At 68.1% G+C, this 20,759-nt stretch carries 21 protein-coding genes; 8 read left to right on the top strand and 13 right to left on the bottom strand.

Annotation, left to right across the window (positions count from 1 at the left end):
* Both ACOZ4I_RS02825 and ACOZ4I_RS02820 read right to left on the bottom strand, forming a co-directional pair.
* On the bottom strand, window positions 1–1,725 hold the full coding sequence (locus tag ACOZ4I_RS02825) for a cation:proton antiporter regulatory subunit (protein WP_424002821.1): 1,725 nt from the start codon (window positions 1,723–1,725) through the stop codon (window positions 1–3).
* Complete coding sequence (locus ACOZ4I_RS02820; RefSeq protein ID WP_424002819.1) at window positions 1,722–2,948, bottom strand: potassium channel family protein; 1,227 nt, start codon at window positions 2,946–2,948, stop codon at window positions 1,722–1,724. Before ACOZ4I_RS02820 ends, ACOZ4I_RS02825 begins: the two co-directional genes overlap by 4 nt.
* A 90-nt stretch (window positions 2,949–3,038) precedes the next feature.
* Here ACOZ4I_RS02820 and ACOZ4I_RS02815 point away from each other — a divergent pair, with 90 nt between their 5' ends.
* The 4 genes from ACOZ4I_RS02815 to sod all read left to right on the top strand — a co-directional run bounded on the left by ACOZ4I_RS02815 (window position 3,039) and on the right by sod (window position 6,668).
* Entirely contained in the window at window positions 3,039–4,208 is a 1,170-nt protein-coding gene (locus tag ACOZ4I_RS02815) for an NAD-binding protein (RefSeq protein WP_424002817.1), read from the top strand.
* Between the two features lie 149 nt (window positions 4,209–4,357).
* Window positions 4,358–5,035: a helix-turn-helix domain-containing protein gene (locus ACOZ4I_RS02810; RefSeq protein WP_424002815.1), complete on the top strand. Its 678-nt coding sequence runs from the start codon at window positions 4,358–4,360 to the stop codon at window positions 5,033–5,035.
* A 103-nt stretch (window positions 5,036–5,138) separates the two neighbouring features.
* A complete protein-coding gene (locus tag ACOZ4I_RS02805; protein WP_424002813.1) occupies window positions 5,139–5,903 on the top strand; it encodes an SDR family oxidoreductase in 765 nt (254 codons plus the stop codon).
* A gap of 162 nt (window positions 5,904–6,065) precedes the next feature.
* Complete coding sequence (sod, locus tag ACOZ4I_RS02800; RefSeq protein WP_424002810.1) at window positions 6,066–6,668, top strand: superoxide dismutase; 603 nt, start codon at window positions 6,066–6,068, stop codon at window positions 6,666–6,668.
* 87 nt (window positions 6,669–6,755) lie between these two features.
* On the opposite strand, the gene ACOZ4I_RS02795 is transcribed toward sod, so the two are convergent.
* On the bottom strand, window positions 6,756–7,733 hold the full coding sequence (locus tag ACOZ4I_RS02795) for a DUF7351 domain-containing protein (RefSeq protein WP_424002808.1): 978 nt from the start codon (window positions 7,731–7,733) through the stop codon (window positions 6,756–6,758).
* Between the two features lie 249 nt (window positions 7,734–7,982).
* On the opposite strand from ACOZ4I_RS02795, the gene ACOZ4I_RS02790 reads away from it, so the two are divergent.
* Complete coding sequence (locus ACOZ4I_RS02790; protein ID WP_424002806.1) at window positions 7,983–8,390, top strand: (R)-mandelonitrile lyase; 408 nt, start codon at window positions 7,983–7,985, stop codon at window positions 8,388–8,390.
* Window positions 8,391–8,435: 45 nt separating this feature from the next.
* Here ACOZ4I_RS02790 and ACOZ4I_RS02785 read toward each other — a convergent pair whose 3' ends face one another.
* The 4 genes from ACOZ4I_RS02785 to ACOZ4I_RS02770 form a co-directional block, all read right to left on the bottom strand.
* On the bottom strand, window positions 8,436–9,971 hold the full coding sequence (locus ACOZ4I_RS02785; protein WP_424002804.1) for an HPP family protein: 1,536 nt from the start codon (window positions 9,969–9,971) through the stop codon (window positions 8,436–8,438).
* Between the two features lie 118 nt (window positions 9,972–10,089).
* The gene (locus ACOZ4I_RS02780) at window positions 10,090–10,815 is read right to left on the bottom strand and encodes a nucleoside phosphorylase (protein ID WP_424002802.1); all 726 of its coding nucleotides are present in this window, start codon (window positions 10,813–10,815) and stop codon (window positions 10,090–10,092) included.
* Between the two features lie 53 nt (window positions 10,816–10,868).
* Entirely contained in the window at window positions 10,869–11,345 is a 477-nt protein-coding gene (locus tag ACOZ4I_RS02775) for a hypothetical protein (protein ID WP_424002800.1), read from the bottom strand.
* A 45-nt stretch (window positions 11,346–11,390) separates the two neighbouring features.
* Entirely contained in the window at window positions 11,391–12,227 is an 837-nt protein-coding gene (locus tag ACOZ4I_RS02770) for a DUF63 family protein (RefSeq protein WP_424002798.1), read from the bottom strand.
* Between the two features lie 141 nt (window positions 12,228–12,368).
* Between ACOZ4I_RS02770 and deoC the strand changes: the two genes are divergently transcribed.
* Together deoC and ACOZ4I_RS02760 are read left to right on the top strand one after the other, a co-directional pair.
* Entirely contained in the window at window positions 12,369–13,076 is a 708-nt protein-coding gene (gene deoC, locus ACOZ4I_RS02765) for a deoxyribose-phosphate aldolase (protein WP_424002796.1), read from the top strand.
* 57 nt (window positions 13,077–13,133) lie between these two features.
* The gene (locus ACOZ4I_RS02760; protein ID WP_424002794.1) at window positions 13,134–14,417 is read left to right on the top strand and encodes a tRNA (N(6)-L-threonylcarbamoyladenosine(37)-C(2))-methylthiotransferase; all 1,284 of its coding nucleotides are present in this window, start codon (window positions 13,134–13,136) and stop codon (window positions 14,415–14,417) included.
* A 29-nt stretch (window positions 14,418–14,446) separates the two neighbouring features.
* Here the strand turns inward: ACOZ4I_RS02760 and ACOZ4I_RS02755 are convergent, their stop codons facing one another.
* The 5 genes from ACOZ4I_RS02755 to ACOZ4I_RS02735 form a co-directional block, all read right to left on the bottom strand.
* Complete coding sequence (locus ACOZ4I_RS02755; RefSeq protein WP_424002792.1) at window positions 14,447–14,950, bottom strand: fasciclin domain-containing protein; 504 nt, start codon at window positions 14,948–14,950, stop codon at window positions 14,447–14,449.
* A gap of 119 nt (window positions 14,951–15,069) precedes the next feature.
* Window positions 15,070–16,098: an ATP-binding protein gene (locus ACOZ4I_RS02750; protein ID WP_424002790.1), complete on the bottom strand. Its 1,029-nt coding sequence runs from the start codon at window positions 16,096–16,098 to the stop codon at window positions 15,070–15,072.
* Window positions 16,099–16,242: 144 nt separating this feature from the next.
* The gene (locus ACOZ4I_RS02745; protein WP_424002788.1) at window positions 16,243–17,328 is read right to left on the bottom strand and encodes an anion permease; all 1,086 of its coding nucleotides are present in this window, start codon (window positions 17,326–17,328) and stop codon (window positions 16,243–16,245) included.
* A 120-nt stretch (window positions 17,329–17,448) separates the two neighbouring features.
* Window positions 17,449–18,363, bottom strand: coding sequence for a cation diffusion facilitator family transporter (locus tag ACOZ4I_RS02740; protein ID WP_424002786.1), 915 nt, complete (start codon window positions 18,361–18,363; stop codon window positions 17,449–17,451).
* A gap of 85 nt (window positions 18,364–18,448) precedes the next feature.
* Entirely contained in the window at window positions 18,449–18,988 is a 540-nt protein-coding gene (locus ACOZ4I_RS02735; protein WP_424002784.1) for an HIT family protein, read from the bottom strand.
* 244 nt (window positions 18,989–19,232) lie between these two features.
* Between ACOZ4I_RS02735 and ACOZ4I_RS02730 the strand changes: the two genes are divergently transcribed.
* Window positions 19,233–19,430, top strand: coding sequence for a hypothetical protein (locus ACOZ4I_RS02730; protein ID WP_424002782.1), 198 nt, complete (start codon window positions 19,233–19,235; stop codon window positions 19,428–19,430).
* 237 nt (window positions 19,431–19,667) lie between these two features.
* Here the strand turns inward: ACOZ4I_RS02730 and map are convergent, their stop codons facing one another.
* Complete coding sequence (gene map, locus ACOZ4I_RS02725) at window positions 19,668–20,564, bottom strand: type II methionyl aminopeptidase (protein ID WP_424002780.1); 897 nt, start codon at window positions 20,562–20,564, stop codon at window positions 19,668–19,670.
* Window positions 20,565–20,759 lie beyond the last annotated feature (195 nt).

Genomic DNA, 20,759 nt, shown 5'->3' with positions numbered 1-20,759 from the left:
TCAGTCGGACCGTTCGGCGTCGTCGCCGTCGTCTGAGGGATCGCCGTCCTCGATCGCTGCGTTGGACTCCCCCGCGTCGTCAGCCGACTCGGGTTCGGTGTCGTCCTCTGTCGAATCGCCCGACTCGGCGTCCGTCACGTCGTCGCTCGGTTCGCCGGCCGCCGACTCGTCGTGCGTCGCAGCGTCCGCCTCGTCCTCGGCGACCGGGTCGCCGACGCGCTCCGCAGGGTCCCACAGCTCTACCGGTTCCTCGTCGTCGCCACCGTCGGCGTCTTCGTCGAGTGGCTCGAATCCCTCGGCGTCCGGAATCCCGTCCAGCGGATCGTCGTCGGACGAGTCGCTGCTGTCGCCAGACGGGTCGGCGTCGTCGGCACCCACCGCGTCGCCGTCATCGCCGACCGCTGCATCGGTGACGTCGTCGGTCGCGTCCGCGGCGTCGGGCACCGAGTCCGTCGGAGCGTCGCCGGGTGCCGGCTCGTCGACCACCGACCCTGAATCGGTGGCCGCCGGTCCCGCCGCGTCGGGGCCGTCAACGTGGTCGTCAGCCGGCGGTTCCTCGCCCGTCCCCTCGGTGGCCTGTTCGAGCCGTCGGAGCGCGTCTGGAGTCGCGATGGCGTAAAGCGTGTCGCCGGCCGCGAGCACGCGCTCCCGGGACGGAATCGTCTCCGGCGACTCCCCGTCTCGGGTGATGGCCACCACCGTGACTTCCAGTGCGCCGACCGTCGTCCCCTCGACCTCGCTGCCGCGCTCGACCGTCGCGGTGCCCATCGTCTCGTCGGCCGCCCGGAGCAGCGAGGCGAACTCGCGGTCGGGTCGCTCCTGTACCGGGAGCGTGACCAGTTTGTACGTGGTCTGCGGGTCGAGCTTGGGCGTGTCGGCGGCGTCGATGGCCACCGTGACCACGTCGCCGGCGACGCCGCGGAGTTCGCCCGTGAGGACGCGCGTCGCCGGGTTCCGCTCCCAGACCTGGACGAGGTCGCCGGCGCTCGCGGCGTTCGCCGGGTCGGCCCGGACGGCGACGGCGTTGGTCGCCGGGGGGAGCGTCGGCCCGATGCCGGCCGCCCGCGAGCCGATGGCGAGGTACTCGACGGTGCCGTCGTCGGCCAGTTCGAGGTCGACGTGGCCGACGCCGTAGTCGGTCTTCAGCCGGGCGACCAGCCGCTCGCGAAGCTCCGCTTTCGTCAGCCGGCGCGGGAAGAGAAAGCGCCGGTTCGCGAGCTTCTCCTTCGTCGCGTCCGGCGACGGGTCGTACCCGACGATGTCGTCGACGTCCTCCGGCAGGCGGACGGACGTGACCCGACCGACCGTCTGGACGATCTCGCTCACGTCGGCGTCGACCGCGCCCCGCGCCGTCGCCGCGAACAGGTCCGTTCCGAGTCGGTCGCCGACCCGCGTTCCAGCGTACGCGCCGAGGCCGCCGGCGACGAACGCCGAAATGTTCGTGAGGACCCGCGGCAGTTCGAGGACCTCGTCTTCCCCGCCGATCACCTGACCGAGCGCCGCCGTCGTTCCGAGGTACAGCACCACGACGGTCAGCCCGAAAAGGACGGCGACGCCCGTCTGAACGCGTTCGCGCACGTACCAGCGATACACCAGCGCCGTGAACGCGGACATGCCGCCGGCGGCGACCGCCACGCCGAGCAGTTCGGCGAGCGCCTCGACGACGAGTTCCGTCGCCGAGTCGCCCTGAAGCACGATGCCACCCTGGAGGAGCGCGAGCGTCACGCTACCGCCTCCTCGAAGTCGTCGAGGGCGTCGCGCCCCCCGACGGCGTACAGTTCGTCCCCGGCTTCGACGGTCGCCGTCCCGTGGGGCGCGACCTGCCAGCCGTCCGGCTTGCGGATGGCGACCACGGCGACGCCGTACGTGTCGCGGACGCGCGCGTCGCTCAGCGTCGTGTCGTCGAGCGGCCCCGCCGCGCGGACGGTGAGCCGCCGGAACCGACTGCCCGCCCGCCGGAGCAAGGAGACGAGTTCGTACTCGCGGTGCGTGCCCCGCGGCTCGACCACGACCTTCGGCGCGGCCGAGCGCAGCAGGGGCTGGACGTCGGTCCGGGTGACGGCGACAGTGAGACGGCCCTCGCCGCCGTCGGTCGTCGGGGCGCGGATCGGTGCCGACGGCTGCTCCGCGTCGGCGACCGTCGGCTCGTCGGGCGTCTCGACCGGCGTTTCGTCGTCCGTCTCCGCCGAGCGCGCGCTGACGACGGTGCCCCGGACCTGCGCGTCTTCGGTCAGGACCGTCACTTCGTCGTTGCGGGCGAGCCCCGTCGGCAGGAGCGCGTCGACCGACACCGCGTGACGGCCGTCGCCCACGCGTTTCGAGAGCCCGGAGAACGGCGGCGCGGCGACCACCGATGCCCGGCCCTGTTCGTCGATGGTGACGGCCACGTCGCCGAGGTCGAACTCCGATTTGAGTCGCTCCTCCATGCGCCGTTCGAGTTCGCCGATCCGGAGGTCCGCCGGGAACCGCCACTCCTCACCGCGGATCTCGGCCCGGAGCGGCTCGGGCAGCGGCGGGTACCCCTCCATATCGGCGACCTCACCGACGATCTGGATGCGGACCTCGTCGCGACCGCCGACGAACTCGACCACGTCGGCCGAGAGGCGCTTGTCCCGCAGCCCCTTCAGCGAGAGGCGCTTCGGGAAGTTCGCACCGAGCTGGTCGCCCTTGCTGTGGGCGTACATCGACACCATCCCGACGAGGAGGATCGCGGTGACGACGCGCTCGGCGTTCGGCGCCTGCGTGATCGACCTGTCGGCGAGTGCGAGGAGGCCGCCGCTGACGCCGGCGAGCGCGATCGCCAGCACGACGACACCGAAGCCGGGGACGCTCACCCCGGTGAAGTACTTGAAGATGAAGCCGAGCGCCCAGGAGACGAGCGCCGGGATCACTCCCACCAGCAACCCCAGATAGATGCCCATGAGAATCTCGATCGGGAGCGAAGCCATGTCCACACCGTGTCCGTCCGGCAGTAAATCGCTTCCGGCGGACGGGGCCCAGACAGTACATTTACACCCACCCACGCAATCTGCATGGACATGGACAGACCGCGGGACTGGCTGGGGGCGCGGGCCGCGATCCTGCTCCCGGTCCTGGTGGCGATCCTCTCCTTTGCCACCGGCGTCGTCAACATCAGCGACGTGTCTATCAGCGGACCGCTCGCCGCGTACATCCCGCGAAGCATCCAGCGGGCCGCCGGGTTCACTGGCGCGCTGACCGGCTTCACGCTGCTGATCAGCGTGCTCGGTCTCCGTCGTCGGCTGCGGGTCGCGTGGTACGTCACCGTCGTCTTGCTCCCCGTCTCGGCGCTGCAGGGCCTCGTCCAGAGCTCGGCGTTCTCGCTGCCGCTCGTCGGGCTCTCGCTGCTGTCGCTGCCGACGATGCTGTTGAACCGCCGGCGGTTCGACCGGCCGATCGACCTCTCGACGGCCCAGCTCGCCGCCGGTGCGGCGCTGATCGGTGCGCAGGTGTACGGGACCGTCGGGGCGTACGCGCTGCGCGAGGAGTTCGGCGGCATCTCGACGCTGACCGACGCGTTCTACTTCACGCTGGTCACCGCCAGCACGGTCGGCTACGGCGACATCACGCCGCAGACGCCACAGGCGAGGCTGTTCGGGATGTCCGTCGTCGTGCTCGGCGTGGCCAGTTTCGGTATCGCGCTGGGGTCGCTGCTCGGCCCGGCCATCGAAAAGCGGTTCGCGGAAGTCCTCGGAAACATGTCTGACGCACAACTCAATCTGCTCGAGAACCACGTGCTGGTCCTCGGCTTCGGCGACCTGACGGAACCGATCATCGAAGAACTGGCCGGCGCGATCGACTTCGTCGTCATCACGCCGGACACGGACGCGGCGACCCGCCTGCAACAGCAGGACATCAACGTGTTGACCGCCGACCCGAGCGACGAGGAACCGCTCCAGCGTGCCGGCATCGAGGACGCGGCGGCGGTCGTCGCGGCCACGAACGACGACGCACAGGACGCGCTGGCGATACTGACAGCGCAGACGCTCAACCCCGATGTCAACATCGTCGCCGCCGCCACTGACCGCGAGAACATCGAGAAACTCCGGCGGGCGGGTGCGGACACCGTCATCAGCCCGGCAGTCCTCGGCGGCCACCTCATCGTCCAGTCCGCGCTCGGTCGGGAAGGCATGGAGAACATCGCCGACCACTTGCTCGACGTGAAAGACGAGTCCGACGCGGACATCTGAAGCGGTCGGCGACGGCGTCCCCGAACCAATGCAGCGCTCGTGACCGGTTCGGTCGGCCGGTGAAATAGCCGCTAGGAGACGTACGTACGTCCTGTGACTCCGGAGTACGGACACTGAACTTAACTGCGAGTGACGCATGGAGCCGACACATGACCGTCACGACCGAATTCCTCCTCAGTTCGTCGTCACTACCGCTCGTGAGCCTTGCAGAATCAGTGACTTCGAACCAGTTCGAGTGCGTCCACGGACTCTGCCTCGAACACGACGCCCGCGTGTTCGTCGTCTATCTCGAACCGACCGAAGACGTCTCCGAAAGCGATCTCCTGGCGTTGGACGAGGTGGTGGAAGCGACGGCGCTCGGACGGGCGAGCGGGAAGGACGTCTATCAGGTCACGATCGAACTGGCGGACGTGATCTCGGAGGCGTTCGCCCCTGAGCGGTTCACCGCGACCCAGATGGAACCGACGGTCGTCACGCCGGAGGGCTGGTACGAGAAGAAGCTCTTTCAGAACTACAACGCGTTCAACGGGATGCGGACCCGCTGTGAGGAGTACGGAGTCGATATCGAACTGCTCTCCATCTCCCAGAACGCCCCCGAGGGAGACGAGTCGTCGCAGTACGGACTGACCGACCGACAGCACGAGGCGCTTACCCTGGCGATCAGTCGTGGGTACTACGAGAGCCCGCGGCAGGTCAGCACCGAGGAACTGGCCCAGGAGATGGGGATCTCCCAGCCGTCGATGTCGAGTCTCCTGCGGCGCGGTGAGCGCCAACTCCTCACCTCGGCGCTCGGCACACAGACAGAGATCGACACGCTCTCCAGATAGCTTCGACTCCCCGGACTACGAGAATCGCGCTGTGCAAGGAGTATTTAAACACACTTTTCAGATAGCATAACGGCGAACCGTGCGCTCGCTCTTCTGATACTCGATGGCAACAGAATTCGGTTCGGAACTTGACGGACAGGTCGCGATCGTCACCGGCGCGTCGTCTGGAATCGGCAGGGCGACCGCCGAGTCGCTCGCGTCACGAGGGGCGAGCGTCGTGCTCGCCGCTCGCCGCGTGGACGAACTCGACGAGGTCGCAGCCAGTATCGAGGACGACGACGGAGAGGCGCTGGTCGTCTCGACCGACGTGACGAGCGACGACGACATCGACGACCTCGTCGAGACGACGCTCGACGAGTACGGCCGCATCGACGTCCTCGTGAACAACGCCGGTCTCATGCCGCTCGCACACATCGCAGAGGCGGACCGCGAGACGCTTCAGACGACGATCGACGTGAACCTCAGCGGCCTCATCAAACTCACCCACGCCGTCGTCCCGACGATGCTGGACCAGGAAAGCGGCCACGTCGTCAACATCTCCTCCGTGGTCGGGCGGTTCCTCCAGGAGAACAGCGCCCACTACAACGCGACGAAAGCGGGCGTGAAGATGTTCGGCGACTCGCTCCGCCTCGACGTGGCCGAAGACGGCGTCCACGTCGCCACGATCGAACCGGGCGCGGTCGACACGGAGCTCCTGGAACACATCCCCGACGACGACCTCCAGGCGGGGGTCAAAGAGTACGTCGGGTCGATGGACGCACTTGCGCCCGAGGACATCGCCCGAACCATCACGTTCGTCGTCACCCAGCCGGAGCGCGTCGACATCAACGAGGTCCTGATTCGACCGCTGGACCAGGTCCAGCCCTAATCGAGGGTCCGAGCGCGCCGTCGCTTTCGACGCTCCCGTCCCGGGCCGACCGCGGTTCCTCACTGCCCGGGCTTGCGTCTGGCACATGACGGTATCGCTACTATACTGCGTTACAGAAAACGCTCATATTCCTCTCACACCTGGCCACAAGTGTCGATACCAATGGCAGACTACGAACTTCCGCCGCTCCCGTACGACTACGACGCACTCGAACCGCACATCAGCGAACAGGTCCTGACGTGGCACCACGACACCCACCACCAGGGCTACGTCAACGGCTGGAACAGCGCCGAAGAGACGCTCGCGGCGAACCGCGAGGAGGGAGACTACTCCTCGACCGCCTCGGCGATCGGCAACGTGACCCACAACGGCTCCGGACACATCCTCCACGACCTGTTCTGGCAGTCGATGGGCCCCGAGGGCGGCGACGAGCCGACGGGCGACCTCGCAGACCGCATCGAGGAGGACTTCGGCTCCTACGAGGCCTGGAAGGGCGAGTTCGAGGCTGCGGCCTCGGCCGCCGGCGGCTGGGCGCTGCTGGTCTACGACAGCTTCAGCAACCAACTGCGCACCGTCACGGTCGACAAGCACGACCAGGGCGCGCTCTGGGGCAGCCACCCCATCCTCGCGCTCGACGTCTGGGAGCACTCCTACTACTACGACTACGGCCCGGCCCGCGGCGACTTCGTCGACGCCTTCTTCGAGGTCGTCGACTGGGAGGAACCCAGCTCCCGGTACGACGAGGCCGTGCAGCTATTCGAATAGGCGGCCACTGACGGACTGCAATCCGTTTTTTCGACCGTGGGCATCAGCGGTCGGCCCTCGTTCCAACCGATTGCCCGCAGGCAGAACTCAATACGAGAGGTGTTCCCGTCGCGCGGTCTCGGTCACCGAGAGAGTCTCGTCCAGCACGACGCGCAACTCGTCCCCCGCACACGGGATATCGAGACGCAGGCGCAGCGGGTCCTCGGACAGAATCTCCGTGCGAGCGTCGCTCACGCACCACTCGAAGTGCCAGAACGGTTCCGTGCTCAGATCGATGCCGCGCTCGGAGTGAAACAGGAGCACCTCGGCGTTGTCGAGGAGGTTCACGCCGACGCTCGACTGGAGGTCGTAGCCGCACCGCTGGCACGTGTGTTCGACCGACACGTCGAGGTTGTCCGCTTCCGCCGGTTCGTAGCCCAGTTCCGTCTCGACGGGGCCGGTGCACTCGGGACAGACGCCATCGGCGGCGATGCAGTAGTGATGCCGGACGTAGTGATGGAAGGCCTGGAGTAGCTCCTCGGGCGTTCGTTCGTCGATGCCGCCCGGTGGGAACGGATACCGCACGAGGACGGTCGCACAATCGACGCAGGCGATGGTGAGCGTTTCGTCGACGTACCAGCCGTGCAGGTCCCCCTCGCACGTGTGACAGGAGCCGTCGACCGGAAAGAACCCCAGCTGCGCGCGGTCAGTGAGCGTGCCAGCGAAGATCGAACTCACGACCTTTCGGCCGGGGTGGCGGAACTCGTAGCCGTCTTCGGTCTGCTTGATGAAGTGGCCGGTGAGCTTCTGCAGGTGGTAGTTGAAGTTGGCACTGTCTGCAATCTCGACTCGTTCGAACAGTTCCGTGAAGCCGACCGGCGCTTTGTCGGCGTTCTCGTCCAGCATCGCCTGCAAGATGTCGATTCGGGTGTCGTTTCCGAGCAGCGAAAACGCCTCCGCGGGGAGCATCCGTTCTTCGGTGAACTCAGTTCCGAGATGGCCCTGCTCAGCGGCCGTGGGCGCATCTCGCTCGACGTCGCCGTCGAATTCTGGTCCAGAGTCCGTCTCGTGACTGAACCCGCTCATACGTCGGAATCGGCAGGCGTGCGGGTAAACCTATGGGTGAGTATTCCCGGCAGTCACCGTAGCGTCCCGCCGCGGGGTCGCGGTACCCGGACGGCGAGACGGGCCCGCCGTGGCTGTATCTTCCTACAGCCCACGCTGTTCTCACACTCGTCACCGATCGCGTCTGGCGCGAGTTGCTTCTTAAGCCCCCTTTGTGGATAGCCCCGGATCCAAGTCACGCGACGCACAACTGAGACGTGGAGACGAACGATGGATATCACCAACGGCTGTTCACAACCGTCCGTCGACGGACCCGACGAGTACTTCACTGGATCTGTACGGATCGACCCGCTGTTCGATTCGCGGGACGAGGCCCGCGCAGCGGCGGCGAGCGTCACGTTCGAGCCCGGCGCGCGCACCGCATGGCACACCCACCCGCTCGGCCAGCGGCTGATCGTGACGAGCGGCTGCGGCCTCGTCCAGCGCCAGGGCGGCGAGATCGAGCAGATTCGAGCGGGCGACGTGGTCTGGTTCCCGCCGGGCGAGAAGCACTGGCACGGGGCGACGCCGGACACCGCGATGACCCACATCGCCGTCCAGGAGGAGCGCGACGGTGAGGCCGTCACCTGGCTGGACCACGTCACAGACGAGGAGTACGGCCCGGCGTCCGAGCGCTGAGGCGAGCGGCGAACTCGCGTAGCCGGATGCTTCGCCACGAGCCCGCTACGACCGGCCGCGGTCGACGATGGCCACGTCCGTGTCCACGTCTTCGAGGCGCTCGAACGTCGGCGGCGAGACGAACCGCGAGGCCGCGCTCCGGTCGCGGCTCGCACCGATGACGACGAGGTCGTACTGCGGGCCCGTCTCTGAGAGGAACGACAGGATGTCGGTCCGCGGGACCCGCGTCTCGAACGAGCCCTCGAAGGGCTCGATGAGGTCGGCGAGCAGTTCCTCCGCCCGCCGGCGGTCGCCGCGCGGACCGATGCAGGTCGCGACGGCGATGCGGCCGCTCTTGCCCGCCAGCCGGCAGGCGAAGTCGACCATGTTGTGCGAGACGTCGCTGACCGACCGGACCGGGACGAGCACCCGCTTCCAGCGCGTCCGGTCGCCCCGCGAGCGGTGGACGACCACGTCCGACTCGCTCTGCAACAGGCGCTTGAGGTACGGCGACAGCGCGCCGCGCTGGGTCTCGTAGGGCGCGGCGATGAGGTCGCAGTTGGTCTCGGCCGCGGTTCGGAGTGTCGTCGCGGCCGGCGACCCGCCGTCGTTCGCGACCACGACCTGACAGGGGACGCCCGTCCGCGTCTCGATGCGGTCCGCGTGGGTCTCCAGCCAGTTCACCTGCGCGTCGAGGTCGGTCCGGGCGCGGTCCGTCGGGGCGTCGGCCGGGTCGCCGCCGTCGCCGACGAGACGGTGGTCCGCCACCGGTGGGTCGCCGTCCGTCGCCGTGCCGTCGCGGTCCGCCTCGGAGAACATGTCCACGCTGATCGTATCGCGCAAGAGCGCCTCCTCGCTGGCCGCGGCGTCGGCGTCACCCACCATGTCGAGCAGGACGACCTTGCCGGCCTCGTGGGCCGCGGCGAGGCGCGCCCCGAGCATCGCGGTTCGCCCCGCGGACTCCCCGCGCATCGGGACGAGGACGTGGTCGTCACCGGTCATCGACTCGTAGAGGTACGAGGCGCGGCGCTCGTAGAACTGGTCGCGCCAGACGACGAAGATGCCGGCCACGAGCGTGCTCGCGAGAAAGATGCTCCCGACGAACGCCGCCCGCTGGTTCGGACCCACGAGCAGCGCCAGCAGCGCGGTCGAGTACGACGACGGCTCCTCGATGTCGAGGGGCCAGGTGACGACGCCCGTGGCGAACACCGCCAGTCCCGCGCCAAGGGCGCTGGCCTGGAACTGGCCGGACGAGGGACCGAGGACCGCGTTGGAGACGGCGAGTGCGACGAGCCCGCAGACGGCCCCGATGGTCAGGCCTGCCACGAACCGCCCCGGCTCTGAGTACTTGCCGGTGGGGTCGACGAACAGCGTGTACGTCCCGGCGGCCAGCGGCGGAAAGAGCAGGAACGTCAGCCGCGGGACCGCGTTCGCCAGCGCCGTCACGAGCGCGATGGCCAGCGGGACGACCACCAGCATCGAGAGGTGGACGAGGTTGTCGGTCACCTCCGCCCAGCGCCTGAAGTCCCGCACTTCGCGGCGCTCGACCCGTCGCGCTCGCGCGACCGCCGCTCGAATCCGGTCTCGGAGACGGTCGAGCATACCTCGATGCACGAGAGACGGTCTGTTAAGCCCTCCGCCGCGGGGGCGAAACGACGCCACAGTGATCCGGCCGGGCGTGGAGCGACACGACAGCGCGCCGTGACCGACGCGCGACCGCCTACAGCGACGACGCCGCGGTCAGGCTGATCTCGATAGCGCGCTCGACGTTGTTCCTGGCCTTCTCGGGCAGTTCGCTGTCGTCGGTCTCGCCCTTCTGTGTGCCCTCGACGAGGTTGCCGTCGACCGTACAGATCGCGCCGGAGCGCAGGCCCTTGCGGCGACACAGCGAGAACAGCGCGGCGGCCTCCATCTCGACGGCGAGCAGGCCCGCCGCCTCCCAGTCGCGGACGTACTCGTCGGTCTCGGCGTAGAAGGCGTCGTCCGTCGCGATGGGGCCGACGTGGACGTCTTCGCCGTTGGCCTCGGCGGCGTCGACCAGCGACGAGAGCACGTCGTAGTCCGGCACGGCCGGAATCTCCACGTCCTCGTAGCGCTTCGTCGTCCCCTCGTCCTTGGCCGCGCCGTTGGCGACGACCATGTCGCCGATCTCGATGCCGTGCTGGAGCGCGCCGGTCGTCCCGACGCGGATGAGCGTCTCGACGCCGACGGCCTCCAGTTCCTCGACGGCGATGGCGGTCGACGGCGAGCCGATGCCGGTCGAGCAGATCGTCAACTCGCGGCCCTCGTAGGTCGCGTTGACGATCTTGTACTCGCGATTCTGCGAGACGACCTCGTGGTCGTCACAGAGGCCGGCGATGCGATCGACGCGCCCGGGGTCGCCGGGGACGAGCGCGATGTCGGTCAGGTCGCCCTGTTCGACGAGCAGGTGGGGCTGTTTCGCCATAGCGGCCCATCGAACGGGAGCTTATAGTAGTCGGCGAAGCGCCGCCGGACCGGTCAGAGCTGGACGACGAGAATCGGGACCAGCAGCGCGAGCGTGGCCCCGTAGATGAACGCCGTCAGCGCCCACTGCTCGACGATCTCGTCGGCGCGGTCGTGCAGGCTCCCGCCGAACCGCGGCATGGCGATCCGAGCGAAGAAGGCGAAGATACCTGCCGTGACGATCACCGCGCCGACGAGGTGGGGCACGAGCGGGAGGCCGCCGATCGAGACGGCCGTGGGCACCACCAGCGAGAGGACCGCCACGACCGCACCGTACAGGAGCGATGCGACGACGGCGACGACGTGGTGGACGGCGACCGCCAGCGCGTCGCTCGCCTCGGTCGGGTCGACGCCCGTGAGGCCGCCGGCCGCCACGTAGGCGGGCAGGTACCCCTCGGACTGTGTGACCATCGGGATGTTGAGCAGCAGGCCGGTGACGACGCCGGCGACCGCGCAGATCGCGGCCCACTGCGCCAGTGGAACTTCGAGCACGGTGACATCCTCGCGGTCGCCGCGTATGAGCGTTGCGTCGCGCGGTCAGACCGGCGTGAACAGGAACAGGACGATGTTGTTCGCGGCCGGGCCGAGCCCGACGGCGGTGACGACGGCGAGCAGGAGGCTCGCCTCGACGGGCTCCTCCTCGAGGTAGTCGTCGAGCAGGACGACGATCACCACCGCGACGACGAGCTTGACGAGGACGAACAGCCAGCCCCGGCCCAGATACGGGGCCGTCGGGAGCGAGGCGGCGAACTCCATGATGGCGGCCGGGATGGGCGTTCGCTCCGTGACGCCGATGACGTCCGCGCCGACCGCCGTCGAGGCCCCGTCGAGTGCGTGGGCGAACACGACGGTCGGGGCCGCATAGCGCATCCGGACCGCGACGGGCGTCCGCCACAGCGCGACGGCGAGGACCGTCAGCGCCGCGAGGACGGCGGCGACGGTGACCGAGACGGTCGGCCAGACGAGCGCGAGCAGGTCGGACCGCAGCGCCATGATGACGCTGAGGACGAGCACGACGGTGAGAAAGCCGGTCCCGACCAGCCCGAGGTTCCGCGAGATGGTCTCGCTGTGGCCGCGTCGGACGCTGAACAGCGAGAGCGCGACCCAGATGACCCCGAGCGTGACGTAGGTGGTCAGATACACCGCCGGAGCGCCGAAGAGCGGCGCGACCACGGGGCGGTAGGCCTCGATGGGGGGCTGGTGGAGCGCGTGCAGCGCGCCGCCGAGCGCCATCCACGGCGTCAGCGCCACCACCGTCCGCTGGTCGACCGGCGGTTCGAGGGCGTACAGCAGCGCCGTCACGACGAGCGTCCCGCCGAGCAGCGCCACCGCGTACTCGACCGGTGGCAGCGCGAGCCCCGAAGGCAGTATCATGTCCCCCACGCCGTCGTCTGTAAGGGAAAAGCTTCCGGCCCGCGGCGGCGTTGGTATTACCAGCCACGGCCGCGGTCATTTACGTCTCGCGACGGCACGCGCCCGCTGTCTTTACGTACCGTCCGCGCGTCACCCGGGCCTATGGACGACCTGCCAGACCGGATCGAGCACACGGTCCTCGGGCCGACCACGACGCCGGACGACGTTCGGACCTGTCTCGACGAGGCGCTCCAGTACGGGACGCGAGCCTGCATCGCGCCGTGTTACCTCCCGCTGGCGAGCGACTACGCCAACGTCCCGCTGACGGCCGTCGTCGACTTCCCCCACGGCCAGGGCCAGACCGAGGCCGTCTGCCGGGCGGCCAAGCTCGCCTGGAACGCCGGGGCCGACGAACTGGACGTGGTCTGTAACGTCGGCCTGCTCAAGGCCGGCGAGGACGACGCACTGGCCGACCACCTCACCGAGGTCGTCGCCAGCGTGCCGATCCCGGTGAAGGTCATCGTCGAAGCGCCGCTGCTGACCGACGACGAACTCGAACGGGTCGGCCGGCTCGTCGCCGACGCCGACGCCGCCTACCTCAAGACCGCGACGGGCTTCAGCGAGGGCGGCGCGACGGTCCACGACGTCGAGATCCTGAGCACGTACCTGCCCGTGAAAGCCAGCGGCGGCGTCGGCTCGTGGACGGAGGCGAAGGCGATGTTCGAGGCCGGGGCCGAGCGCATCGGCGCGTCGAGCGGCGATACCATCGTCCGGGAGTGGCGCGCCGAGCGGGAGGGCGGCGACGCCGCCGAGGCACACGGCGGCAGTGAGACCGACGACCCCGACGACGACGCCGGCGACGGCTACTGACGCGGGACCGCCCCAATCCGTCGCCCTTTTGCCGTCCTGGCTACAGGAGTAGAACGAATGGCCCGCTATCACATCGAGACGTACGGGTGCACCTCCAACCGGGGTGAGACCCAGGAGATCGAGCAGGCGCTCCGGGCGGGCGGCCACCACCCGGCCGACGGCCCGGAGACCGCCGACGTGGCGATTCTCAACACCTGCACGGTGCTCGAGAAGACCGAGCGCAACATGCTCGCGCGGGCCAAAGAACTGGACGCGGAGACGCCGGCGGACCTGGTCGTCACTGGCTGTATGGCGCTGGCCCAGGGAGAGCAGTTCCGCGAGGCCGACGTGGACGCCGAGGTACTCCACTGGGACGACGTGCCCCAGCACGTCCTCAACGGCGAGTGCCCGACCGTCACGCCGGACACCGAGACCGTGCTGGACGGCGTGGTCGGCATCCTCCCCATCGCCCGGGGCTGTATGTCCGACTGCTCGTACTGCATCACCAAGCAGGCGACCGGTCGCATCGAGTCGCCGTCGGTCGACGAGAACGTCGAGAAGGCCCGCGCGCTCGTCCACGCCGGCGCGAAGGAACTGCGCATCACCGGCCAGGACACCGGCGTCTACGGCTGGGACCGGAACCAGGGGACGAGCCTCCTGCCGGAGCTCCTGGACCGCATCTGTTCCGAAATCGACGGCGAGTTCCGCGTTCGCGTCGGGATGGCGAACCCGAAGGGCCTGCACGGCGTCCGCGAGGAACTCGCGGCGGTGTTCGCCGAACACGACGAACTGTACAACTTCATCCACGCGCCGGTCCAGTCCGGCAGCGACGACGTGCTGGGCGACATGCGCCGCCAACACGCCGTCTCGGAGTACCGTGAGGTCGTCTCGGCGTTCGACGAGGCGCTCGATTACTGGACGCTCTCGACGGACTTCATCGTGGGCTTCCCCACTGAGGACCCCGAGGACCACGACCGGTCGATGGCGCTGCTCCGGGAGACACGCCCGGAGAAGATCAACGTCACGCGCTTCTCGAAGCGCCCCGGCACCGACGCCGCGGACATGAAGGGCCTCGGCGGGCAGATCAAGAAGGACCGCTCGAAGGAGATGAGCGAGGCGAAGATGGAGCTGATGGCCGACGCCTACGAGGAGATGGTCGGGCGCACGTCGTCGGTCCTGCTCGTCGAGGACGGCACCGACGAGTCGCTGGTCGGCTACGACGAGGCCTACCGGCAGGTCGTGATCGCCGACGCGGAGACGCGCGGCCTGGAACTGGGCGACGTGGTCGAGGCGGAGATCACGAGTCACAACACCGTCTACGCCTTCGGCGAGCCCGTCGAGCGGGCACGAGTCGCGGACTGACAGGCCGCCGAGGGCGGCCGTCCGTGGCCTCAGGGGAGCAACACGCCGTCGATGACGTGTAACACGCCGTTCGACGCCTCGTAGTCCGTGTCCGTGATGGTCGCCTGGCCGCCGTTGAGGACGCCGTCGTCCTGCTCGATGAACGCGCCGTTCAGCGTCGGCAGTCGCGGCGCACCCAGCACGGACTCCGAGTAGCGTCGCCCCGGCGTGACGTGGTACGTGAGGACGCTGGCCGGCACCTCGTCGGCGTTCGCCTCGGTGAAGCCGGCGTCGCCGAACGCCGCGTCCGTCGGGGCGAACACCGTGTACTGTCCCCGTCCGTCGAGCGTGTCGAGTACGTCGGGGTTCGCCTGCAACGCGGCGATCAGCACGTCGAACTGTCCCGTGTTCAGGTCGATAGCCAGGTCGACCAGCGAGTCGTCCCCGCTCGCACCGTCGCGCTTCGCCGACACAGCGCCCACGCCACCGGTGGCGAGTAGCGCGCCCGTGGTTCCCAGTGCTTTCAGCACCCGTCGTCGATCGTGGTCTGTCATTGGAACAACCCACCTGACTAGTAATGTTATCTGAGCATCAGGAGCGTGGGCAATTGATTGGGTATTCTTATACGATGAGGGACACGTCGGGTCGCGAACCGGCCGACTCGGCCGACCGCTCACTCCGTCAGCAGGGGGAACGTGAATTCGGCGACGTTCCCGCGGGGAGTATTGTCGCGGATTTCGAGATTGCCCCCCAGAGACTCCGCACACCACTGCATCACGAACAGGCCCACCCCGGTTCCGTGATAGATCTCGGAGAACTCCGCGTCCGGGTTGATGGCGTCGATCTCCCGCTGGGGAATCGGGGGGCCGTCGTCGACGACCCTGACGACGACGCGCGAGGACGCGGCTTCGGCCGTCGCCTCCAGTCGGATTTTGGGAGCGGCTCCGTCGTGGTGCTCGACCGCGTTTTCGATCGCGTGTTCGAGAACGTATTCGAGGCCTCGATCCGCGGCGATTCGAGCGTCCTCGTCGGCGTCGAGCGACACCGTCGCGTGGGGATACGTCGACTCGAACTCCCCGGCCAGCCGTTCGAGGACCGCGGCGACGCTCGTCGGCGAGAAGTCCGAGGCGTCGTTCGTGGCGATGTTTTCGATCTGTGAGACGGACTTGGTCAGCCCGCCGACGTTCTCGGCGACGTCCTGGATGAGCTCCGCCTGTCGCTCGTAGTCCTCGTCTTCGAGCGCCCGTTCCAGGCTCTCGGCGTGCCCCATGACGACGGTCATCTCGTTGCGGAGGTTGTGCCGGATGATGCGGTTGAGCAACTGGAGGCGACGGGCCCGCTTCTTGAACTCGGTGGTTTCCTGGATCTCGGCGAGAACGAGGGTTTCACCGTCGGGGGCGAACGGCCGTAGCCGGACCGTGACCCAGCGCATCTCGCTGTTGGCCCGCCGTATCTGCCACTCGAACTCCTGGCGCTCGCCCACGGCGGCGGCCCGGATCGCGTCGACCGCCTCGTCGCGGCTGAACCGCGGCGACTCGGTGCTGATGTCACCGATTGTCAGCTCTCGCAGTTCCGCCTTCGTATAGCCGTAGAGTTTCTCTGCGGCGGCATTCGCGTCGAGTATCGCGTCTGTCACGGGGTCGTGGAGGAGGAGCGTCACGTCGAGGAGTTCGGCGAAATCTGGGAGGGACGCGCGGGACATGACTCGCTATCGGTGTCGGCGGTATTGGCTGTTCCGACTGCTGTAAAATCCGCGACAATGCGGTGGGTCGAGGCAGGTGAGCAGCGCGGCGATCGACCGTCGAGATCTTCGGGGCGGTGGCCGACCGTCAAGAGCCCCTCGCCCTCACGCGAGGAGGACCGTAAACGCCGCGTAGGTCGCCGCAGCCGACAGCGTGGGTGTGGCGATCCAGACGCCAATACTGCGCCACGTCGTTCCGGTGTCCAGCAGTTCCTCGGTCTCCGACGTGCCACCGTCCGTCGCGACCGCCCGCTGCTCGCGCCGTCGTCGCCGCCCCCAGTTCAGCCCGATGATGGAGCAGATGGTCGTGATCGCGAGGCTCGCGGGGATGCCGAGTATCGAGAGCACCGTGATGGCCGATGCCGCGACGACCTCGACGACCAGCGCCGCGACGAGCGGGAGTTTCGCGAGATCGTTTCCCAGCACTTCGAGCGTCCGGCGAGCGACGGTGAGCGCGCCGACGCCGATGGCGACCGTCGCCAGGAGGACCGCCGGACCGATCGTGAGCGACCCCTCACCGACGATGGGGGCCACCGCGTTCGCGACGTTCGATGCCCCGGCCGAAAACGCCATGTAACAGCCCATGAGAACCGTGACGCCGGCGAGTACGCCGCGGCGGCCCCGTAGATCCCCCTGGAGTGCCAGGCGCGGCCGCCAGCCGTCTCGCTCGATCCGGAACACCGGCCCGTCGACGCCGTCACTGCCGACGAGTCGGCGCTCGAACCACGGGTAGCAGTAGCGACCCAGCGCACCAGCGGCGAGCAAGGCCGCAAGCGGTGAGATGACCCACCACGCGGTGATCTCGGCGACCTTCCAGACCCGCAACGTACCGGTCGCTACCCCGAGTCCGACGATCGCACCGACCGTCGTCTCGGACGTCGAGGCCGGGATTCCGAGCCAGTTGGCGAGCACCAGGCTGAGTCCCACGAACACCAGTACGACCACGCCGGCAGTGAGCGTGAGCGTCCGCGACGGCACGATCCCCTGGTTCAGCGTGTGGATCACGTTGCGACCGACCGTCCACCCGCCGAGCAGGACGAAGACAGTCATGAGAGCGCCGGCGGCCGCCTTCGTCAGCACCTCGCTCCCCACCGAAGGACCGAACGCGGCGGCGGTCGACGATCCCCCGATGTTGACGCCGACGAAGACGGCTGCGAGGACACCGACGCCTGCAATCACAGTAGCGTTCATCCGTTGCACGCGTGTCGGGGCGCGGCCACACTGAAGCCGCGGCTTGCGGATTCCAGGTGCGGGACGGAGGCGTGCTTGACGGGGCCAGCGATCGTCGTCAGCCCAGCGCCGCCGGACGACTCACTCCAGATCGGCCAGCCGTTCGACTTCGGCGTCGTCTTTCCACTCCCCGAGTTCCTTCGGGTCGACGTGGACGAAGGCGTCGTCGACCTCCGGGAGGTCCTCGATGGAGCGGATCACCGCCGTCTCGATGTCGTGGGCCTCGAACAGCGTCAGGTCGCCCTCGACCTCGATGTGGAGGCTCACGTCGATCTCCGGGCCGACGTAGTGGGCGATCACGTCGTGTGCGCCCTCGACCTTCGGGTGGTCGAGCGCCCGGCGGAGGATCTCCCGGCGGAGGTCCTCGGGCGGTGCGCCGCCCACGAGGTAGGTGACGTTGTCCTGGACGACCTCGATGCCGGTGTAGATGATCCCGACGGCGACGACGACGGCGGCCAGCGGATCGGCGACGGGGTAGCCGACCATCGCGCCGACGACGCCGACGAGGGCCGCGGCGGCGGTGAGGATGTCGTTGCGGTTGTCCTTCGCCGTCGCGACGAGCGCGGGGGAGTGACTGTCCCGGCCGGCGCGGAGGCAGTAGCGGTACAGCCCGTACTTCGCGGCGGCCGACAACACGAGGACCCCGACGGCCGTGGGTCCCTGGGTAACCTCGATATCACCGGTCAGGAGCGCGTTTCCGGCCCCCCAGAGGACGACGCCCCCCGCGAGGAAGATACCCGCTGCGACGAACAGCGAGACGAACGGCTCGATGCGCTCGTGGCCGTGGGGGTGTTCGAAGTCCGGCGGCTGGGTCGTCAGGTAGAGTCCGGCGACGATGACAAGCGAGTAGGCGGTGTCGGCCGCGCTGTTGACCGCTTCGGACTGCACGGCCAGACTGCCCGTCGAGAACCAAACGGCTCCTTTCGCCAGCACGAGAACGAGGTTCACGACGAGCACGAGCAGCCCGACCCGTCGGAGCGTCACGCGGCGCGACATCTACCGATGGTTGTCGGGCCCCGGTCAAAGCCGCTTCGACACCCGTTCGGGACCGCGATGGGCCCCCATCCCGGCACGCGGGGCGTCACTCGATCCTGATCGCGGCGTCGTCGCCGACGACGGTCGCGCCCTCCTGCTCGGCGAAGGCCTCGTGGAGGCGATCGTAGGTGTCTTCGACGGCTTCGACGATGACCTTCGTGTCGCTGACGACGGGCATGAAGTTCGTGTCGCCCTCCCAGCGCGGCACGACGTGGGTGTGGAGGTGGTCGTCGATGGAGCCCCCGGCCGCCGAGCCACCGAGGTTCAGACCGGCGTTGAAGGCGTCGGGGCCGAGCGCCGCTTCCAGCGCGTCGAACGTTCGCTGTTTCAGGCGGGCGTGGTCGAGCAGGGTCTCGTCGTCGAGATCGCCGTAGTCACCGGTGTGGTCGTGGGGGATGACCATCACGTGGCCTGGGTTGTACGGGTAGTTGTTCAACAGCACGAACGCGCGGTCGCTTCGCGCCACGACGTTGTTCGCCCGGTCGTCGTCGTCGGCCGCGAACGCACAGAAGACGCAATCGACGTCGGGATCGGTCTCCTCGCGTTCGACCCACTCGATGCGCCACGGCGCGAACACCTTGTCCATGACCGACCCCACCGGTCCCGCGGCAAAAACGGCTTCGAGAGAACGCTGAAACCAGTATATAAATCCAGTGGCCGTTCACGGTCATAACACCCAATTAAGCTGTCGAGAGCCGGTATTAAACGTTCTACGGCCCTCTCGAACGGTTAAAGGGGCATATCGGGCTTCCGTCCGTCGATAAACAGTGTTGAACGGACCACAACGGATGGGGGTTTTTATGCAAATCTCCGAGGTAGACAGAGACGGGATGGCAGCGACTAACGACGGCGTCGACATGGCCGAAGCGTGTTCAACGTGTGACAGAGAGACACCCCACGCGGTCCGTGTCCAGATTCAGACGGAGAGCACCGAACCCGAGAACGCGGAATTTTCCCGCGAACCGTACCGGGTCAGCGAGTGCCAGGTCTGTGGCACCACGACGAGCACGCGGATGAACAACGCCTGACCATCCCACACCACCCCCACCCCCATTTCAGTACGCCACGCGGTCGTGGACTGCGTGGCCCACACACCCCCAATTTCCACACACCCCATTTCGATACGCCGCGTGGTGAATAACCTCGCGGCCCACACACCCCCCATTTCACTCCATACAGCCGCTGCACAGGCGGTGTCGCAATCGTCCGTCGAGCGAACAGGTCGTCGGCCTATTCCGGCAGCGGACGCGCCCTTCCGTGCGGCCTTACCGCGATCTGGTCGTCACTTCGCAGCCGTCCTCGGTGATGATGACGGTGTGTTCCTTCTGGCTGACGTAGGCCCCGTCCTGCTCCTTGAGGACGGGGTAGCCGTGGACGATGTCCTGCTGTTTCAGGCGACGGAGCGCCATCTCCGCCCGGGGCGAGTCCAGCCAGCGGGCGGCGAAGGGCAGGGTCCGATACTCCTCGGTGATCTGTTCGAGAACCTGCCGAGCCTGTCGATTCCGGACACTCCCCTCCCGTTCGAGCGCGAAGATCTCCTCGGACGAGCCCTCCTGGACCTTCCCGCGGCCGTCGGTCGCGAACGGTTCGATGGCGACCACGTCGCCGACGTTCAGCGTCGCGCCCTGGGCGACCTCCCGGTTCGGAATGTTCGGCGCGGTGTGCTGTTCCCAGTGGCCCAGACCGTGGCCCGTGAGGTTCACGACGGGGTTGTAGCCGTAGCCCTCGATGACCTCCTCGACGGCCGCACCGATTCGCCCAACGTCGACGCCGGGACCGGCCACTTCGAGCGCGGCCTCGAGCGCTTCCGCCGGGGCCTCTGCGAGTTCGTCCTGGCCGGAAAGGTCGACCGTCACGGCGGTGTCGGCCAGCCATCCGTCGACGTGGACGCCGATGTCGAGGTTGATCATCTCCTCGCCGAAGGTGGCCTCGTCGTCGCGCTCGGGCGTGGCGTGGGCCGCTTCCTCGTCGATGGAGATGTTCACCGGGAAAGCGGGCTTACCGCCCAGTTCCCGGATCTTGTCCTCGGCCCACTCGGCGACCTCGAGGTGGGACACGCCCACCTCGACGCGTTCGGCGGCCTCCTCGCGTACCTGCGCGAGTATCTCGCCCGCTTCGCGACACTTCTCGTACTGCTCGCCGTCGAGGTCCACGTCGGTCATGCACGCCGGTTCGTCGCTTTCGGGCAAAGGGGTTTCCCTCTGGCGTCCGGCCGGAGTCGCTGGTCCAACCGACGACCGAATCGGCGTGCGACCACCGTCGAAATGCCGTCCGACCGCAGTCGAAATCGGTCACTGGCCGGTTCGGTCCGCCCCTCGAAAACAGCCGACACAGTCGCTATCTGTCCCAAAAACACT

It is taken from the genome of Haloarcula salina (genome assembly GCF_049603855.1).
Taxonomy (GTDB): domain Archaea; phylum Halobacteriota; class Halobacteria; order Halobacteriales; family Haloarculaceae; genus Haloarcula; species Haloarcula salina_A.
The sequence above is the reverse complement of the archived record's forward strand: the minus strand, read 5'-3'. Positions and strand labels throughout refer to the sequence as shown.

Bases quoted from the DNA above. Each gene is read 5' to 3' on its own strand.
- ACOZ4I_RS02820 (WP_424002819.1), bottom strand. From the start codon at position 2,948: ATGGCTTCGCTCCCGATCGAGATTCTCATGGGCATCTATCTGGGGTTG.
- ACOZ4I_RS02815 (WP_424002817.1), top strand. From the start codon at position 3,039: ATGGACAGACCGCGGGACTGGCTGGGGGCGCGGGCCGCGATCCTGCTC.
- ACOZ4I_RS02810 (WP_424002815.1), top strand. From the start codon at position 4,358: ATGACCGTCACGACCGAATTCCTCCTCAGTTCGTCGTCACTACCGCTC.
- ACOZ4I_RS02805 (WP_424002813.1), top strand. From the start codon at position 5,139: ATGGCAACAGAATTCGGTTCGGAACTTGACGGACAGGTCGCGATCGTC.
- sod (WP_424002810.1), top strand. From the start codon at position 6,066: ATGGCAGACTACGAACTTCCGCCGCTCCCGTACGACTACGACGCACTC.
- ACOZ4I_RS02795 (WP_424002808.1), bottom strand. From the start codon at position 7,733: ATGAGCGGGTTCAGTCACGAGACGGACTCTGGACCAGAATTCGACGGC.
- ACOZ4I_RS02790 (WP_424002806.1), top strand. From the start codon at position 7,983: ATGGATATCACCAACGGCTGTTCACAACCGTCCGTCGACGGACCCGAC.
- ACOZ4I_RS02785 (WP_424002804.1), bottom strand. From the start codon at position 9,971: ATGCTCGACCGTCTCCGAGACCGGATTCGAGCGGCGGTCGCGCGAGCG.
- ACOZ4I_RS02780 (WP_424002802.1), bottom strand. From the start codon at position 10,815: ATGGCGAAACAGCCCCACCTGCTCGTCGAACAGGGCGACCTGACCGAC.
- ACOZ4I_RS02770 (WP_424002798.1), bottom strand. From the start codon at position 12,227: ATGATACTGCCTTCGGGGCTCGCGCTGCCACCGGTCGAGTACGCGGTG.
- deoC (WP_424002796.1), top strand. From the start codon at position 12,369: ATGGACGACCTGCCAGACCGGATCGAGCACACGGTCCTCGGGCCGACC.
- ACOZ4I_RS02760 (WP_424002794.1), top strand. From the start codon at position 13,134: ATGGCCCGCTATCACATCGAGACGTACGGGTGCACCTCCAACCGGGGT.
- ACOZ4I_RS02755 (WP_424002792.1), bottom strand. From the start codon at position 14,950: ATGACAGACCACGATCGACGACGGGTGCTGAAAGCACTGGGAACCACG.
- ACOZ4I_RS02750 (WP_424002790.1), bottom strand. From the start codon at position 16,098: ATGTCCCGCGCGTCCCTCCCAGATTTCGCCGAACTCCTCGACGTGACG.
- ACOZ4I_RS02745 (WP_424002788.1), bottom strand. From the start codon at position 17,328: ATGAACGCTACTGTGATTGCAGGCGTCGGTGTCCTCGCAGCCGTCTTC.
- ACOZ4I_RS02740 (WP_424002786.1), bottom strand. From the start codon at position 18,363: ATGTCGCGCCGCGTGACGCTCCGACGGGTCGGGCTGCTCGTGCTCGTC.
- ACOZ4I_RS02735 (WP_424002784.1), bottom strand. From the start codon at position 18,988: ATGGACAAGGTGTTCGCGCCGTGGCGCATCGAGTGGGTCGAACGCGAG.
- ACOZ4I_RS02730 (WP_424002782.1), top strand. From the start codon at position 19,233: ATGGCAGCGACTAACGACGGCGTCGACATGGCCGAAGCGTGTTCAACG.
- map (WP_424002780.1), bottom strand. From the start codon at position 20,564: ATGACCGACGTGGACCTCGACGGCGAGCAGTACGAGAAGTGTCGCGAA.